Source organism: Pseudidiomarina salilacus (genome assembly GCF_047323925.1).
GTDB classification, from domain to species: domain Bacteria; phylum Pseudomonadota; class Gammaproteobacteria; order Enterobacterales; family Alteromonadaceae; genus Pseudidiomarina; species Pseudidiomarina salilacus.
The window spans coordinates 348,658-363,436 of record NZ_CP178751.1; the positions used below are offsets into that span (position 1 = coordinate 348,658).

Sequence of the window (14,779 nt, forward strand, 5' to 3'; positions counted from 1 at the left end):
TAAGGCTATACCGCTTAGGGTAAAAAGTAGCACACAACAAAAAAGGAGTACGTGATGACGACGCGCAGGAAGTGGAACGACGCCATCCTGGTGCCGGTATTTTTGCCGGCGGTGGCAGTCATAGCCTTATTGGTAATTGGTACCTTGTCTAATCCGGAGTTAGCCGGGGAGGTATTTAGCGATGTGCTGGCGTGGATTACTGCCGATTTTGGTTGGTTCTATATGCTTGCCGTGGCAATTTTTCTGGTCTTCATCGTGGGGGTTGCCGTTTCAAAGTGGGGCAGGATTAAATTAGGTCCCGACCATGCTGAGCCTGAGTATAGTTTTCCTGCCTGGTTTGCCATGTTATTTTCTGCCGGCTACGGTATTGCCTTGTTATTCTTTGGCGTCGCCGAGCCGGTGTTGCATTATTCTAGTCCTCCGGTAGGGGCTGCTGAAACCGTTGACTCCGCCAAACAAGCAATGCAGATTGCGTACTTTCACTGGGGCTTTCATATCTGGGCGATTTACGGTCTCGTCGGCCTAGTGTTAGCTTATTTTTCGTTTCGTCACGGTCTGCCACTGTCAATGCGCTCAACACTCTATCCGTTAATCGGTGAGAAGATTCACGGTCCTGCGGGGCATGCAGTAGATACCTTTGCAATTCTCGGCACCATGTTTGGTATTGCTACGACTTTGGGGCTATCGGTCATTCAAATCAACGCCGGTTTAAATTATCTGTGGCCGTCAATTCCAGTGGGTACAACAGTACAAGTGATCGCCATTGCCGTGATCACCGTGTTTGCGATTATGTCGGTGGTGGCTGGTCTAGATAAAGGCATCAAACGCTTATCTTACGTCAACATGGTGCTGGTACTGTTTATCTTGTTGTTCGTATTTTTTGCCGGGCCAACGGTGCATATTCTTGAGACCTACCTGCAAAACACGGGGTCTTACTTAAATAATATCGTCGAGCGAACCTTTAATCTGCAAGCCTATTCACGCAGTGATTGGATTGGCAACTGGACGTTATTTATTTTCGGTTGGACCATTGCTTGGGCGCCTTTTGTCGGCTTGTTTATCGCGAAAATTTCACGCGGTCGAACCATTCGTCAATTTGTATTTGGGGTCATGTTCGTGCCAACAATGTTCACTTTCTTCTGGTTCAGTGTGTTCGGTGATACGGCACTCAACATGATTATGAACGAAGGCTACACTGCGCTCATTGCTGAAGTGCAAGACAACGAAGCCATCGCGTTGTTTAAATTGTATGAGCGCTTGCCGCTCACCAGTATTTTGTCGTTCGCCACCGTTGTGTTGATTGTCACTTTCTTCGTGACGTCTTCGGACTCCGGCTCACTGGTGATTGACTCGTTGGCGTCCGGTGGTCGCACCGATACACCCGTCTGGCAGCGCATTTTTTGGGCCAGCGCTGAAGGTGTCGTCGCAGGTGTCTTATTGATTGCCGGTGGCTTAGGGGCTTTACAAACCGCCTCAATAGCTAGTGCCTTACCGTTCGCTGTGATCATCTTAATTGCAGCCTTTGGTATGTGGCGAGCCTTGGTCATCGAAGGGCATCAGTACGCGAGTTTGAAGAGTGCGATGCGTACCCATCGTCGTGGCGTGCATCAAGGGCCGAGCTACTGGAAGAAGCGTCTTGCGGGTGTGGTTGATTTTCCGCAACAAGATGCAGTGCGAGAATTTATTGAGCATACCGTAAAAGACTGTCTCAACGATGTCGCTAAGGAACTGCGCGAGCATGACTGGGAGACGTCCGCGGAGTTCGATGAAGAGCATATTCGTTCGGTGCTGACGGTGCGTAACGGTAAAGATGTCGAGTTCAACTATGAAGTGCGTATGCGCGCTTACCAGCGGCCGGACTTCGCGATAGTCAATGCAAAGCGCCACGATAAAGAATACTATCGCGCTGAAGTGTTCTTGCGCCAAGGTGGCCAGGCTTATGACCTCTACGGTTATGAACCGGGTGATATTATCAACGACGTGATCAATCAGTTTGAGAATTATCTGCAGTTCATGCACATTTCGCCCGGTAGTTTACCTTGGGATTTGGCTGAACATGATGATGATCTTAAGTCACCAAGCTAAGTAATTCGGTCAGCGGCATGGGCTTGGCGAAATAGTAGCCTTGCCCATAGTCGCAGCCGAGCTTCTGTAGTTTTACTGCTTGTTCTGCAGTCTCCACACCTTCGGCAACAACTTCAATATCAAATTGCCGTGCCATGGCTAGAATACCACGCACGATAGCTTCATCGCCCGCTTTAGTGTCGATGTCTTGAATGAAAGCTCGGTCAATCTTAAGACAATCAATCGGCAGTGTTTTCAGATAACTCAAGCTTGAGAAGCCGGTACCGAAATCATCTAAAGCAATTGGTAAACCTGCATCTCGTAACTTCTGCATCACTTTGATGGCTTGCTTACTATCCTCCATCAACACACTTTCGGTGATTTCTAATTCTAACGTTTCAGGGGGTAACTGATAACGTTGCACGGTCGCAAGTGTGGTCGTTAAAAATTGTGCGCGCGAGAATTGCACTGCTGAGAGATTAACTGACATAGCTAGATCTGACTGCTTGTCGCGCAATTTCACCAGGTCTTGGCAGGCTTGGTCCAATGCCCATTCGCTCGCAGGAATGATTTGACCGGTTGCTTCAGCCATTGGAATAAAGCGATCGGGAGCAATCCACTGGCCACTATCGAGTTGCCAACGCATAAGGGCTTCAACCGATACAATTTTGCCGGATTTGAGATCAACAATGGGTTGATAAAACAATTGCAGTTTGCCTTCATCGATGGCTTGCTGAAACTGGTTGCGCAGATTGACATCTAGCCTGATGTTCTGTGCTAACTCTGACTTGTAAAAGTACAGGTGATTGCGGCCTTGGCGTTTTGCCATGGTCATTGCGTTATCCGCTTGTTGGATGAGGTCAACTGCTTGTTGGCTAGCGGAGCAATAGCATGCGATGCCGATACTGGCGGTTAGATACACGCGCTGTTGATGCACGGTGTAGGGTTCGGCAATGATTTCCAGTAGCTCGTGCCCGCGAGCATCGAGCGCCGTTAAGTTTTCTGCGCGCATCGCAAGCACGAATTCGTCGCCGCCGAAACGCGCACAGAAACCATTATGTTGGGTAAATTGTTTGAGGCGTTCTGCGACTTGTTTGAGCACTTCGTCACCCGCACTCAGCCCCATGGCTTCATTGATGGGCTTAAAACCGTCTAAATCGATAAAGTAGGTCGCCCATTGGCTATTTTTATTGTTAAGTGTATGTGCGCGAATTGCGTCGCTCAAACGGTGTTCGAAGGTACTGCGATTCAGCAAGTTAGTGAGATCATCATGTTGGGCTTGAAATGCCATCAACTGTTCGCTTTCGACACGTTCAGTGATATCTTCGTGAATGCCAATAAAGTGGGTGATAACGCCGTAGGCGTCGGTAACGGGGGCCAATTGGAGCTCGTCCCAGAACCAATCACCATTTTTGCGATAGTGTAAAACTTGGACATTGCACTCATGTTTGTCGCGTAAGGCTTTGCGGACTTTATCAATGGCTTCGGCGTTGGTTTTCGGGCCGATGAGAAAATCGCAGGATTTACCAACCAGTTCGTCGTGCTCGTAACCGGTCATCGCTAAGAAAGCATCATTGGCGTAAATAATCGGGCTGCTAGGGTCCTGAGCTCCGGAAATGATGATACCGTTGGTACTAGAATTAATCCCACGTTCCAGAATCCGCAACTGTTTGTCTTGTTCATTTTGTGCGGTCACGTCTTTGGCAATACCAAACACACCGGTAATTTCACCATCAATCTTAACTGGCAAATTGGTAACATTGATTTGCTTTTGTTCGCCGGTAGTAGTGAGAACGTTGAGTTCATAGCGGCACACTTCGCCTTTTAGCGCGCGTTGGAAAAATGCCTCAGCGAGGGCGCGTTCGTGCGGCACGATAAATACACTAAAATGGGCGCCGACGACTTGTTCCTGCGAGGCATACGATATTTGATAAACCGCTTCGTTGGCTTGTACCACTATACCTTCTTTATCGAGCGCAAATACCGCATCGGGATGGAATGCAAAGAGTGAACGAAATTGTTGTTCGCTCAGCTTGAGGCGCTGTGTTTGTAGATACAATCGGCTTTTGGCTTGGCGCAGGCGCAAGCTGTGACTGCTGAGTAATTCGTTTTGTTGGGTTAAAGCAAGAAACGCAATGCATGACAGCAACCCAAGCAGGGCAACAATCATGCGCAGATTCGAAGCGGACTCAAGCTCTTCAAAAGTGTACAGACTGACCGACAGTTTCAGTGGCTGACCGTAGGGAATACTTAACTCTGCATCAGCAATGGTAAGTTCACTGCGCTGCTGGGGTTTATCTTGATCAAGACTAATGACCCGGTCGTCATCGAGCGAAGCATAAATTTTCAACGACTCAGGTAACAACCGTGTATCAGGACTAATGAGTTGCATTAAGTCAAAAGTGATTAATAAATAAAATCGTACGTCGGCTTGATAGCCAACTGGCATCATTAGAAAACCTAGCGGGCTCCGATCGCCACGAAAATGTTCCGCGGGGATCAGCATCGAAATATCCGGCGGCGCAGAACTCAGCCACTGTTGCACCGACATATAGTTGAGCGATTCTAGGTAGCTGGCATCATCATTACGGTGCTGCTGCCAAACCGTGCGGCCGCGATTATCGATTAAGTGAATCCCCAAATAATGCGGAATATCGCGTAAGTAGGTTGCGGCATCGAAGCGGGCGAATTCAGACGTGGGCGCGACTTCAAGCTGTTGCCAGCGCTCGCGTAAACGGTTCAGTATTTGGATGTTGACTTGAATAGTCTGCTGCCGCACTTTCGCCACTTTTTGCACGATATCTTTCGCTTCGCTGCGGGTTGCAGTGATTTGGTTGAGACTCAGCAGAAACCAAGTAGTACAAATGGTAGCAACAAACGCAAAGGTGAGAGTGGTTGCGGTTGTGAGTCGCATATTAAAATGCAGTTTGCGTTTGTTGCTAGCCAGTACCAGTGAGGTCCCGATCAAAAACAGCATAATCGTGGCTAACGAGGTAACCGGTGGATGGGGGCCAAGTAGGGCAAAGCCATTCGGTGTAAAGTGTAAGACAAAGGATGCGAGCGCGAGCACAATGAGAACACTCGCAAAGACCTGCATCCAACGCCGCTGAATGCGCTGGCGTGGGTTCAACATTAAGGTCAAGCCTAAGGTTACAAAAGTGAACGCCACTGGTGGGTAGAAATAGGCATCAATGGACTCGAGAAAATCGAGATAAAAAATCGATGCCATGGATAGATTCACGATAAGACTGTGTAACGAGGCTAAGGTAACGACCGCAGCCCCAAGGATTTGAATGGCGCGTCGCTTGAGCGCTAAGCCGATAAGGGCAACTGCGACGGCCACTGCAACAACACCAGAAGTGGTTGAAATAACGCGCTCGAAAGGATTGTCGGGTTGGGTGAGCGCATTGACAAATAGGCCAATGACGCCAAACAACAAGGTGGCGCTAATCGTCACAAATAAAGTGACGTTAACAAAGGCGGTGGCCAGACTACGACGATTTAGCATAAAAGTTGTTAGATTTTTCTTATCCCTTGCTGTTCAATATGTGCTAAATCGCTGTTTCCGTCAACGCTTGACTGGTACGGAGCATCACTAATCGGTCCAGCCCCTGACCCAGATAGTCGTGTTCCAGATGTTGGCTGATGAAGCCAAATCGCTCGTAGAGTTTAATCGCGGCGCTATTTTGCGGTGCAACGGTAAGCCAAATGGAGTGATAACCGAGTCGTTCTGCGGTACTAAGCCAGTATTCCATAAGTTGGGCACCGAGACCTTTACCACGTTGATCGCTACTGACCAACAAAGACATGAGCCATAAATGTGCGGTTTGCTCTGCAGGGGCACCGAGAATGTAGGCGGCCACTTGTTGCTCTGTCGCCGCAACTTGGAACAGTTGTGGCCATTGATGTAACGCTTGATAGAACAGTGGTTCCGGATAGCCATCGGTGGGGTAGAAGGCTGCTTCTAACGCAGTAACGGCGGCAATATCTGCCACCGTTGCTGGTCGAAATTCTGGATAGAGATTAGGACTCGTCACTTTCGCGCTCACGCTCAAATTGTACGGTAAATGTGACCGGAATGACTTGGTCAATGGCGTTTAATCCTGCGATTTCCTGCAACTTATTGATACCCTCAATCAGTTTGAAATCTTGCGCGTTGATGAGGATGGGTTGCGATGTAGTTGCAACAACGCGGTCTGTGCCAATGCGACTCACCTGCACCGCTGCTTCAAGTTCAACTGATTCGCCAGCGATGAAAACGGTCATAGGAATGATTGCTGGCAGCGAGCCACCGGTGGTGGTGCTCGAGTAGATTTCAGCTGGCACTTGTGCAGTTGCAGTAACAAATTCAAATTTCGCTGCTTTAAATAAGTGTTCCAGCATGCGCTCGTTGCGGATAGGGATTGCAGTATCAAGACTACTTACTGGAATCGAAATTTCCAGCGCACCATCAGTGAGTTCGCCCGTCAACTCAGTAAAGCGATGGGTTTCCGCAACCACATCATTCTTTACCGAAACGAAATGCAAAGTTGAGCTGTCTGTGTCAAGTTTCCAGGTTTCTGCCTGAAGCGCGAATGTCGTGGTCGCCAGCACCGCGCCCACTACTAAAGAATAAAATTTCATACAACCTCCTCGTTGCTATTGGCCATTTTGCCAAACCTCACAATGCCAATACTAGCATATCCCCTTGATCGATCACCTAATTCCCCGCGCAAAACCGAAAGAAAGGGCAGCCCTCCCTAGCGGTCGGGCCCAACCGCAGGGAGGGCTGCCCTTTTTAGGTTAAGTTTGCGTAAAAGACGTGGGGTTGGCGTTGTTGGAAAAAAATATTTTGAACCTTTTTTAGACAAGCCTGCGTATAACGATGCGACTTTAGAAAAACTAGAGTACAGAACGTAAACGACGAGGAGATTAAGATGTTGAATGTAACTTCAGTAGTAAAATGGTTTGCTGGTGCAGTTATCGTAGCAGCAATGTCAACGGCAGCTTTGGCGCACAATCATGGTGGCAAAAAAGACATCGTTGATATCGCGGCAGGCGACGAGCAATTTTCAACTTTGGTCACTGCGGTAAAAGCAGCTGGCTTGGTCGATACTTTGAAAGGCGATGGTCCATTCACTGTATTCGCGCCAACCAACGACGCGTTTGCGGCATTGCCAGCAGGTACAGTTGAAAACCTGCTGAAGCCAGAAAACAAAGATCAGCTAGTCGCGGTACTGACCTACCACGTATTGGGTGACAAAGTTCCTAGCTCTGCCATCGCCGGAAAAGAATTGTCGACAGCGACTGTGCAAGGTGAAGAAGTAGCGATCGACGCAACTGACGGCGTAAAAGTTGGTGGCGCGAACGTGATTAAAGCGGACATCGAAGCGTCAAATGGCGTGATTCACGTGATTGACGCGGTGATCTTACCGCCTTCAATGCAATAAGAAGTAAGCTTAAAAAGTCTACTTGCTTATACATTACGAGTAGTAGTTCCCTGAAAGTAAAGCCCCGTGATCTACGGGGCTTTTTTTTGATCCATCGCAAGATGTCGACAATCTGTCTGTTAGCCCCCTTGAAATGCCCTCAATTTGACATTAAACTGCATACACTTCGTCAAAAGTGTCGACATCCTTCGCAAAAAGGGCAGGCTATCTTCTTATGACCGCACATCCTAGCATCGCTCGCCAAGCTATCACTGCCGCAGACCGCGTGCTGTTGGATATTCAACAAGCTATTGTTGACGGTACCATACCCGCCGGCAGCAAAATCAGTGAGCCCGAACTCGCGCGACGTTTTGATATCAGTCGGGCACCATTGCGCGAAGCGCTAGCGCGTTTAGAGCGTTGTCATCTGATTGAGCGTACTCCCAATGCTGGTGCACGGGTGGTGACTTTGACGCCACAGGGGCTAGCGGCGCTGTATCAGATTCGCGAAGAGCTCGAGGGCCTCGCCTGCAGATTAGCAGCCGAGCAAATGCCAGAAGCGGAAATTCAAGAATTGGCCGCGCTGCTCGACCAACATTTAAGCACTCAGCGGGTGCGCGAAGGCGAGAGTTACTATCAAGAAGCCGGTGATCTCGACTTTCATTACCGTGTCATCTTAGGCAGCAAGAATCCCTATTTGATCAATATGCTTTGTCACGAGCTTTATTATCTGGTTCGCATGTACCGTGTGCAGTTAGGCATGAACGGTCCACGGGTATCGCGCGCGTTTGACGAGCACAAAGCCATTTTAACCGCCATTGCCAATCGCGATGGTGAACTTGCCGATTTATTAATGCGTCGGCATATCGCGGCTTCCCGTCGCAACATCGAAAATCAATTGAACGAACAGCAACAGAAGAAGGACTCCGCATGAGCAAGGTACAGAGTGCTGGCGCCAAGTTACGCCAAGCAATTAAAGATGAAAGTCCGCTACAAATTGTCGGCACTATCAACGCCTACACGGCAATGATGGCAGAACGGGTTGGCCACAAAGCACTTTATTTATCGGGCGCTGGCGTTGCCAATGCGTCGTTTGGCCTGCCGGATCTTGGCATGACCTCGTTGAACGACGTCTGTGAAGACATCCGCCGCATTACTGGCGCCACCGATGTGCCGCTATTGGTAGATGCCGATACCGGTTGGGGTGGGGCTTTCAACATTGCCCGCACAGTTAAAGAAATGACTCGCGCAGGTGCTGCTGGCTTTCATATCGAAGACCAGGTTGCGCAAAAGCGTTGTGGACACCGTCCAAATAAAGAAATTGTCAGCCAAGCTGAAATGGTAGATCGCGTTAAAGCTGCGGTAGATGCGCGAACCGACGATCAATTTTTGATTATGGCGCGCACCGATGCGCTGCAACAAGAAGGCTTGGAAGCTGCCATTGAGCGCGCGCAGGCGTGCGTAGATGCAGGTGCTGATGCGATTTTTGCCGAAGCTGTACACACCCTTGAACAGTATCAAGCTTTCACTAACGCGCTCAATGTGCCAGTTCTTGCTAACATTACCGAATTCGGCGCAACGCCATTGTTCAACAAACAAGAACTTGCCGACGTTGGCGTAGAAATGGTGCTGTATCCATTAAGTGCATTCCGAGCCATGAACAAAGCGGCGCTCAATGTTTACGAAAGCATTCTGGCGAACGGCGATCAAAAAGAGGTGGTCGATAGCATGCAAACGCGGGCGGAGTTGTACGATTTTCTGAATTATCACACATTCGAGCAAAAGCTCGACGAATTGTTTAAAAAATAAAAATACCGGTATTCGTGCGCTGCGCTGCTCGTTGTTCGTCCGCTTCGCTATTCGAAGCGCTCACGAACAGAGAGCAAAGCGAACGTACGAATATCGAACAACGAATACCGAAATCTTAAGGAGTTAATGATGGTTGATAAGAAATTAAGTGGCGCAGGTTTGCGCGGACAAGTGGCAGGCGAAACTAAACTATGTACCGTTGGTAAAAGCGGTTCAGGCTTGACCTATTATGGTTATGACATCAAAGAATTAGCAGAAAAAGTAAGCTTTGAAGAAGTTGCATATTTGTTGGCTCATGGTGAGTTACCAAAAGCTGATGATTTAGCTGCTTACAAAGGCCGCTTAGCAAAATTGCGTGGTTTGCCGCAGTCATTAAAAGATGTACTTGAGCGCATTCCTGCCGATGCTCATCCTATGGATGTGATGCGTACTGGCTGTTCGTTCTTGGGCAACATTGAGCCAGAAGCAGATTTCAGCGAAGCGGATGACAAGATTGAACGTTTGTTGGCTGCCTTCCCAAGTATGCTGTTGTACTGGTACCACTTCAGCCATAATGGCAAGCGCATCGAGACTGAATCAGATGCTGACTCCATCGGCGCACATTTCTTAGAGTTATTGCATGGTCAAAAGCCGTCGCAATTGCATGCTGATGTGATGAACACCAGTCTGATCTTGTATGCAGAGCATGAGTTCAACGCATCTACCTTTACTGCGCGCGTATGTGCTTCAACCTTGTCAGACATCTTCTCGTGCGTCACCGGCGCTATCGGTTCATTGCGCGGTCCATTGCATGGCGGTGCCAATGAAGCGGCGATGGAATTGATTGAAGACATGAAAGATGCTGACGATGCTGAGCAAACGCTGATGGGCATGCTCGAGCGCAAAGAGAAGATCATGGGCTTTGGTCACGCAGTTTATCGTGAATTCGATCCACGCAACGACATCATCAAAGAATGGTCTGAGAAGCTCGCCAAAGAAAACGGCGACACGCGTTTGTATGACGTTTCAGTCCGTTGTGAAGAGGTCATGTGGCGTGAGAAGAAACTCTTCCCTAATGCGGACTTTTTCCATGCGTCGGCATATCACTTTATGGGCATTCCAACGAAGTTGTTTACCCCGATTTTCGTGATGTCACGGGTGACCGGTTGGACTGCACACGTCAAAGAGCAGCGTGCAAATAACCGTATCATTCGTCCAAGCGCTGATTACATTGGTCCAGAGCCACGTCCAGTACCTAAACTGAACGAGCGCTTAGGAGCCTTAGTATGATGAATGACAAGTACCGTAAGCAGTTGCCCGGTACCTCGTTGATGTATTACGACACGCGTCAAGCGGTCAACGACATTGAGCCAGGTGCTTACGACAAACTGCCGTACAGTTCGCGTATTTTTGCTGAAAACTTGGTGCGCCGCTGCGCACCAGCAGAGCTGACGGATGCCTTAAGTCAGCTGATTTACCGCAAGCGCGACCTCGATTTTCCTTGGTTCCCAGCGCGTGTGGTGTGTCACGATATCCTCGGTCAAACTGCGTTAGTTGACCTGGCTGGATTGCGTGATGCCATCGCCGAAAAAGGTGGTGACCCAGCGAAGGTCAATCCTGTTGTGCCAACGCAGCTCATCGTTGACCACTCGTTAGCGGTGGAGCACGCCGGTTTTGAAAAAGACGCTTTTGAAAAAAACCGGGCGATTGAAGACCGTCGCAATGATGACCGTTTTCACTTTATCAACTGGACCAAGACAGCGTTTAAGAACGTTGATGTCATTCCTCCGGGCAATGGCATCATGCACCAAATTAACTTGGAGAAAATGTCTCCAGTGGTGCAAGTACGCGATGGTGTGGCCTTTGCCGATACTTGTGTGGGAACCGATAGTCACACACCTATGGTCGATGCGCTAGGCGTTATCTCGGTGGGTGTAGGTGGTCTGGAAGCCGAAAGCGTGATGCTCGGTCGTGCTTCCTATATGCGTTTGCCAGATATCGTCGGCGTTGAACTGAAAGGCAAGTTGAAGCCTGGTATTACCGGTACTGACTTGGTGCTGGCGTTAACGGAGTTCTTGCGTAAAGAACGTGTGGTCGGTGCCTACCTCGAATTTTACGGTGAAGGTGCTGATGCGCTCACCGTCGGCGACCGTGCGACTATTTCCAACATGACCCCTGAATACGGCGCTACCGCGGCGATGTTTTACATCGACGGACAGACTATTGATTACTTGAAGTTGACCGGTCGTGATGACGAGCAGGTTAAGTTGGTCGAACACTTTGCTAAAGAAACGGGCTTATGGAGTGACGCCTTGCGCACCGCTGAATATGAGCGCGTGTTAAGCTTTGACTTGAGCAAAGTCGAGCGCAACTTGGCGGGGCCATCGAACCCGCATGCGTTATTGCCAGCCAACGAACTTGCGCAGCGGGGCATTGCCAAGCATATGGATGCGCCGGAAGACGGCTTGATGCCTGACGGTGCTTGTATTATTGCGGCCATCACTAGCTGTACCAACACCAGTAACCCGCGCAACATGATTGCTGCCGGCTTAATTGCCCGTAATGCCAACAAACTTGGGTTGACGCGCAAGCCATGGGTGAAAAGCTCGCTGGCGCCGGGTTCGAAAACCGTGAAAATGTATTTGGAAGAAGCGAATCTATTGCCAGAGCTCGAGCAGCTAGGCTTTGGCGTCGTGGCTTTTGCCTGCACCACCTGTAATGGCATGAGCGGCGCTTTAGATCCGAAAATCCAGCAGGAAATTATTGACCGTGATTTGTATTCGACCGCGGTGTTATCGGGCAACCGTAACTTTGACGGGCGGATTCATCCGTACGCCAAGCAAGCGTTCTTAGCATCGCCACCGTTGGTCGTTGCTTATGCGATTGCAGGTACTATTCGTTTCGATATCGAGAAAGATCCACTGGGTTTTGACGCCGAAGGTAAGCCGATTACGTTGAAAGACATTTGGCCAAACGACGAAGAAATCGATGCGATTGTCAAAGCCTCGGTAAAACCGGAGCAGTTCCGCAAAGTCTATGACCCAATGTTTAGCTTGTCGGTGGATTACGGCGAGCAGAACAATCCGTTGTATGACTGGCGTCCGATGAGCACCTACATTCGCCGTCCGCCGTATTGGGAAGGCAAAATGGCCGCTGCGAACACGCTCAAGGGCTTGCGTCCGCTAGCAATACTCGGTGACAACATTACCACGGACCACCTGTCGCCATCGAATGCGATTTTGGCCGACAGTGCTGCGGGTGAATACCTTGCCAAAATGGGTGTGCCAGAAGAAGATTTTAACTCCTATGCAACCCACCGTGGCGACCACTTAACTGCGCAACGTGCTACTTTCGCGAACCCGAAATTGTTCAACGAAATGGTGCGTGATGAGAACGGTGACGTCATTCAAGGTTCATTGGCACGAGTTGAGCCGGAAGGCAAAGTGCTGCGCATGTGGGAAGCGATTGAGACCTACATGGAGCGCAAACAGCCGCTGATTATTATCGCTGGTGCTGACTATGGTCAGGGTTCCTCGCGTGACTGGGCTGCCAAAGGCGTGCGCTTAGCTGGTGTTGAATGCATCGTGGCAGAAGGTTTCGAGCGTATTCACCGCACCAACTTAATTGGTATGGGTGTGTTACCGCTGGAATTTGAACCGGGCACGACGCGCAAAACTTTGTTGCTGGATGGTACCGAAACCTATGATGTGAAAGGTGAGATTGCGCCGGGCGCAGCGATGACCTTGATTGTCCATCGTGCCAACGGTGACAGCGTTGAAGTGCCAGTGAAGTGTCGTTTAGATACTTTCGAGGAAGTGTCGATTTACTCGGCCGGCGGCGTGCTCCAGCGCTTCGCCCAAGACTTTCTTGAAGCTGAAGTGAGCTAAGCGCTATGAGTACTGAACAGGTTTTCGCACCGCAAATCAAAATTCCCGCCACCTACATGCGTGGCGGGACTTCTAAAGGTGTATTTTTCCGCTTAGACGATCTACCGGCGGCTGCACAACAACCCGGAGAAGCCCGCGATAAGCTGTTGTTACGGGTGATCGGTAGTCCGGATCCCTACGGTAAACACACCGATGGTATGGGTGGTGCTACTTCTTCGACCAGCAAAACGGTGATTTTGTCGCGTTCCGCGCGGCCTGAACACGACGTCGACTATTTGTTTGGTCAGGTATCCATCGACAAACCTTTTATCGATTGGAGCGGTAACTGTGGCAACTTAACTGCCGCGGTCGGCTCATTCGCGATCAGCAATGGTTTAATCGATCCGGCGCAAGTGCCGACAGATGGCATTTGCACGGTACGCATTTGGCAATGCAATATCGAAAAGACCATTGTTGCACGGGTTCCTATGCGTAATGGTGAAGTGCAAGAAATCGGTGATTTTGAGCTTGATGGTGTGACTTTTCCAGCCGCCGAAGTGCAGGTCGAGTTTATGGACCCTGCAGCCGACGACGGCGAAGGCTCTGGCGCCATGTTCCCGACTGGAAATGTGGTTGATGATTTCGAAGTACCAGGTCTAGGGAAGTTACAAGCGACCTTTATTAACGCCGGTATTCCGACGATTTTTGTGAATGCTGACGCGATTGGTTACGACGGCACCGAATTGCAGGGCGCGATTAACGAAGATCCGCAGGCGCTGCAAAAGTTCGAGAGCCTGCGTGCTCATGGTGCAGTGCGCATGGGTCTGATCAATGACGTTGCGGAAGCTGCAAACCGGCAACACACGCCGAAAATTGCCTTTGTTGCACCGCCACAAGACTATCTGGCGTCAAGTGGCAAGCACATCCATGCCACCGATATCGATGTGTTGGTGCGAGCGATGTCGATGGGCAAGCTACACCATGCCATGATGGGCACCGCAGCTGTCGCCATTGCGGCTGCGGCGGCAGTACCTGGTACTGTGGTCAATCTTGCTGCTGGCGGCGGCGATCGCACCTCAGTGCGCTTTGGTCATCCGTCGGGTACCTTGCAAGTGGGCGCCGAAGCGCGTCAGGTCAACGGTGAATGGACGGTCACCAAAGCCATCATGAGTCGCAGCGCGCGGGTCTTGATGGAAGGTTGGGTACGTGTGCCAGGTGATTGTTTTTAATGAGTTTTAAAGCTCCGAAAAAATGCCCCTGTGGCAACGGCTTATATCGCAAATGCTGTGGTCGCTTTCATCCGCCATTTGCGGGGGAGGCGACTGCCGTGCCGCGTGATGCCGAACAGCTCATGCGCTCGCGTTACAGTGCCTTTGCACTGGCAATGCCTGAGTATCTATTGAGTACTTGGCATGCCTCGACGCGTCCCGCCGAGCTGGATTTGAGCGATAGCCCGCGTTGGCGCAAGCTCGATATCTATAGCGTGGCGCAGCAAGGTACTGCAGCACAGGTGCATTTTTGTGCTTACTTCGAGTTCGACGGTGAGGTTGGTGAACACGAAGAATTGTCAGAATTTGTGCGTGAAGACGGCCGCTGGTTTTATGTTCGGCCGCTGCAAACCGCAGGTTAGAGTTGTATTTGGTTTTTTTTTGT

The 14,779-nt window shown here is 50.0% G+C and carries 11 protein-coding genes; 8 read left to right on the forward strand and 3 right to left on the reverse strand.

Features of this window, described 5'->3' with window-relative positions:
- The first annotated feature begins 54 nt into the window (after window positions 1–54).
- Window positions 55–2,085: a BCCT family transporter gene (locus ACJ8W9_RS01655; protein ID WP_411358190.1), complete on the forward strand. Its 2,031-nt coding sequence runs from the start codon at window positions 55–57 to the stop codon at window positions 2,083–2,085.
- Here ACJ8W9_RS01655 and ACJ8W9_RS01660 read toward each other — a convergent pair.
- From ACJ8W9_RS01660 to ACJ8W9_RS01670, 3 genes are read right to left on the reverse strand one after another with little or no spacing between them, the layout of a single operon-like run.
- Window positions 2,069–5,572 (reverse strand): EAL domain-containing protein, encoded by a 3,504-nt coding sequence (locus tag ACJ8W9_RS01660; RefSeq protein ID WP_411360066.1) that lies wholly within the window; start codon window positions 5,570–5,572, stop codon window positions 2,069–2,071. The genes ACJ8W9_RS01655 and ACJ8W9_RS01660 overlap by 17 nt on opposite strands.
- A gap of 43 nt (window positions 5,573–5,615) precedes the next feature.
- On the reverse strand, window positions 5,616–6,101 hold the full coding sequence (locus ACJ8W9_RS01665; RefSeq protein ID WP_411358192.1) for a GNAT family N-acetyltransferase: 486 nt from the start codon (window positions 6,099–6,101) through the stop codon (window positions 5,616–5,618).
- Window positions 6,088–6,687 carry a YceI family protein gene (locus ACJ8W9_RS01670; RefSeq protein ID WP_411358193.1) on the reverse strand — a complete coding sequence of 200 codons (600 nt, stop codon included), beginning with the start codon at window positions 6,685–6,687 and terminating at the stop codon, window positions 6,088–6,090. The genes ACJ8W9_RS01665 and ACJ8W9_RS01670 overlap by 14 nt, the downstream gene beginning before the upstream one ends.
- Before the next feature lie 293 nt (window positions 6,688–6,980).
- Between ACJ8W9_RS01670 and ACJ8W9_RS01675 the strand changes: the two genes are divergently transcribed.
- The 7 genes from ACJ8W9_RS01675 to ACJ8W9_RS01705 all read left to right on the forward strand — a co-directional run bounded on the left by ACJ8W9_RS01675 (window position 6,981) and on the right by ACJ8W9_RS01705 (window position 14,756).
- Window positions 6,981–7,493: a fasciclin domain-containing protein gene (locus ACJ8W9_RS01675; RefSeq protein ID WP_081909717.1), complete on the forward strand. Its 513-nt coding sequence runs from the start codon at window positions 6,981–6,983 to the stop codon at window positions 7,491–7,493.
- Between the two features lie 214 nt (window positions 7,494–7,707).
- On the forward strand, window positions 7,708–8,406 hold the full coding sequence (locus ACJ8W9_RS01680; protein ID WP_034729931.1) for a GntR family transcriptional regulator: 699 nt from the start codon (window positions 7,708–7,710) through the stop codon (window positions 8,404–8,406).
- Window positions 8,403–9,281, forward strand: a complete 879-nt coding sequence (gene prpB / locus ACJ8W9_RS01685) for a methylisocitrate lyase (RefSeq protein ID WP_411358194.1) — start codon at window positions 8,403–8,405, stop codon at window positions 9,279–9,281. The genes ACJ8W9_RS01680 and prpB overlap by 4 nt, the downstream gene beginning before the upstream one ends.
- A 129-nt stretch (window positions 9,282–9,410) precedes the next feature.
- The gene (gene prpC, locus ACJ8W9_RS01690) at window positions 9,411–10,550 is read left to right on the forward strand and encodes a 2-methylcitrate synthase (RefSeq protein WP_411360933.1); all 1,140 of its coding nucleotides are present in this window, start codon (window positions 9,411–9,413) and stop codon (window positions 10,548–10,550) included.
- Window positions 10,550–13,147, forward strand: a complete 2,598-nt coding sequence (acnD, locus tag ACJ8W9_RS01695; RefSeq protein ID WP_411359276.1) for a Fe/S-dependent 2-methylisocitrate dehydratase AcnD — start codon at window positions 10,550–10,552, stop codon at window positions 13,145–13,147. Before prpC ends, acnD begins: the two co-directional genes overlap by 1 nt.
- A 5-nt stretch (window positions 13,148–13,152) precedes the next feature.
- Complete coding sequence (gene prpF, locus ACJ8W9_RS01700) at window positions 13,153–14,355, forward strand: 2-methylaconitate cis-trans isomerase PrpF (RefSeq protein WP_411360067.1); 1,203 nt, start codon at window positions 13,153–13,155, stop codon at window positions 14,353–14,355.
- Entirely contained in the window at window positions 14,355–14,756 is a 402-nt protein-coding gene (locus ACJ8W9_RS01705) for a YchJ family protein (RefSeq protein ID WP_411358196.1), read from the forward strand. Before prpF ends, ACJ8W9_RS01705 begins: the two co-directional genes overlap by 1 nt.
- Window positions 14,757–14,779 lie beyond the last annotated feature (23 nt).

What these genes read in the sequence shown, in the direction of transcription:
- prpF (WP_411360067.1), top strand. Translation starts at nt 13,153, where the DNA reads ATGAGTACTGAACAGGTTTTCGCACCGCAAATCAAAATTCCCGCCACC.
- ACJ8W9_RS01655 (WP_411358190.1), top strand. Translation starts at nt 55, where the DNA reads ATGACGACGCGCAGGAAGTGGAACGACGCCATCCTGGTGCCGGTATTT.
- prpC (WP_411360933.1), top strand. Translation starts at nt 9,411, where the DNA reads ATGGTTGATAAGAAATTAAGTGGCGCAGGTTTGCGCGGACAAGTGGCA.
- ACJ8W9_RS01680 (WP_034729931.1), top strand. Translation starts at nt 7,708, where the DNA reads ATGACCGCACATCCTAGCATCGCTCGCCAAGCTATCACTGCCGCAGAC.
- ACJ8W9_RS01670 (WP_411358193.1), bottom strand. Translation starts at nt 6,687, where the DNA reads ATGAAATTTTATTCTTTAGTAGTGGGCGCGGTGCTGGCGACCACGACA.
- ACJ8W9_RS01705 (WP_411358196.1), top strand. Translation starts at nt 14,355, where the DNA reads ATGAGTTTTAAAGCTCCGAAAAAATGCCCCTGTGGCAACGGCTTATAT.
- ACJ8W9_RS01660 (WP_411360066.1), bottom strand. Translation starts at nt 5,572, where the DNA reads ATGCTAAATCGTCGTAGTCTGGCCACCGCCTTTGTTAACGTCACTTTA.
- prpB (WP_411358194.1), top strand. Translation starts at nt 8,403, where the DNA reads ATGAGCAAGGTACAGAGTGCTGGCGCCAAGTTACGCCAAGCAATTAAA.
- acnD (WP_411359276.1), top strand. Translation starts at nt 10,550, where the DNA reads ATGAATGACAAGTACCGTAAGCAGTTGCCCGGTACCTCGTTGATGTAT.
- ACJ8W9_RS01675 (WP_081909717.1), top strand. Translation starts at nt 6,981, where the DNA reads ATGTTGAATGTAACTTCAGTAGTAAAATGGTTTGCTGGTGCAGTTATC.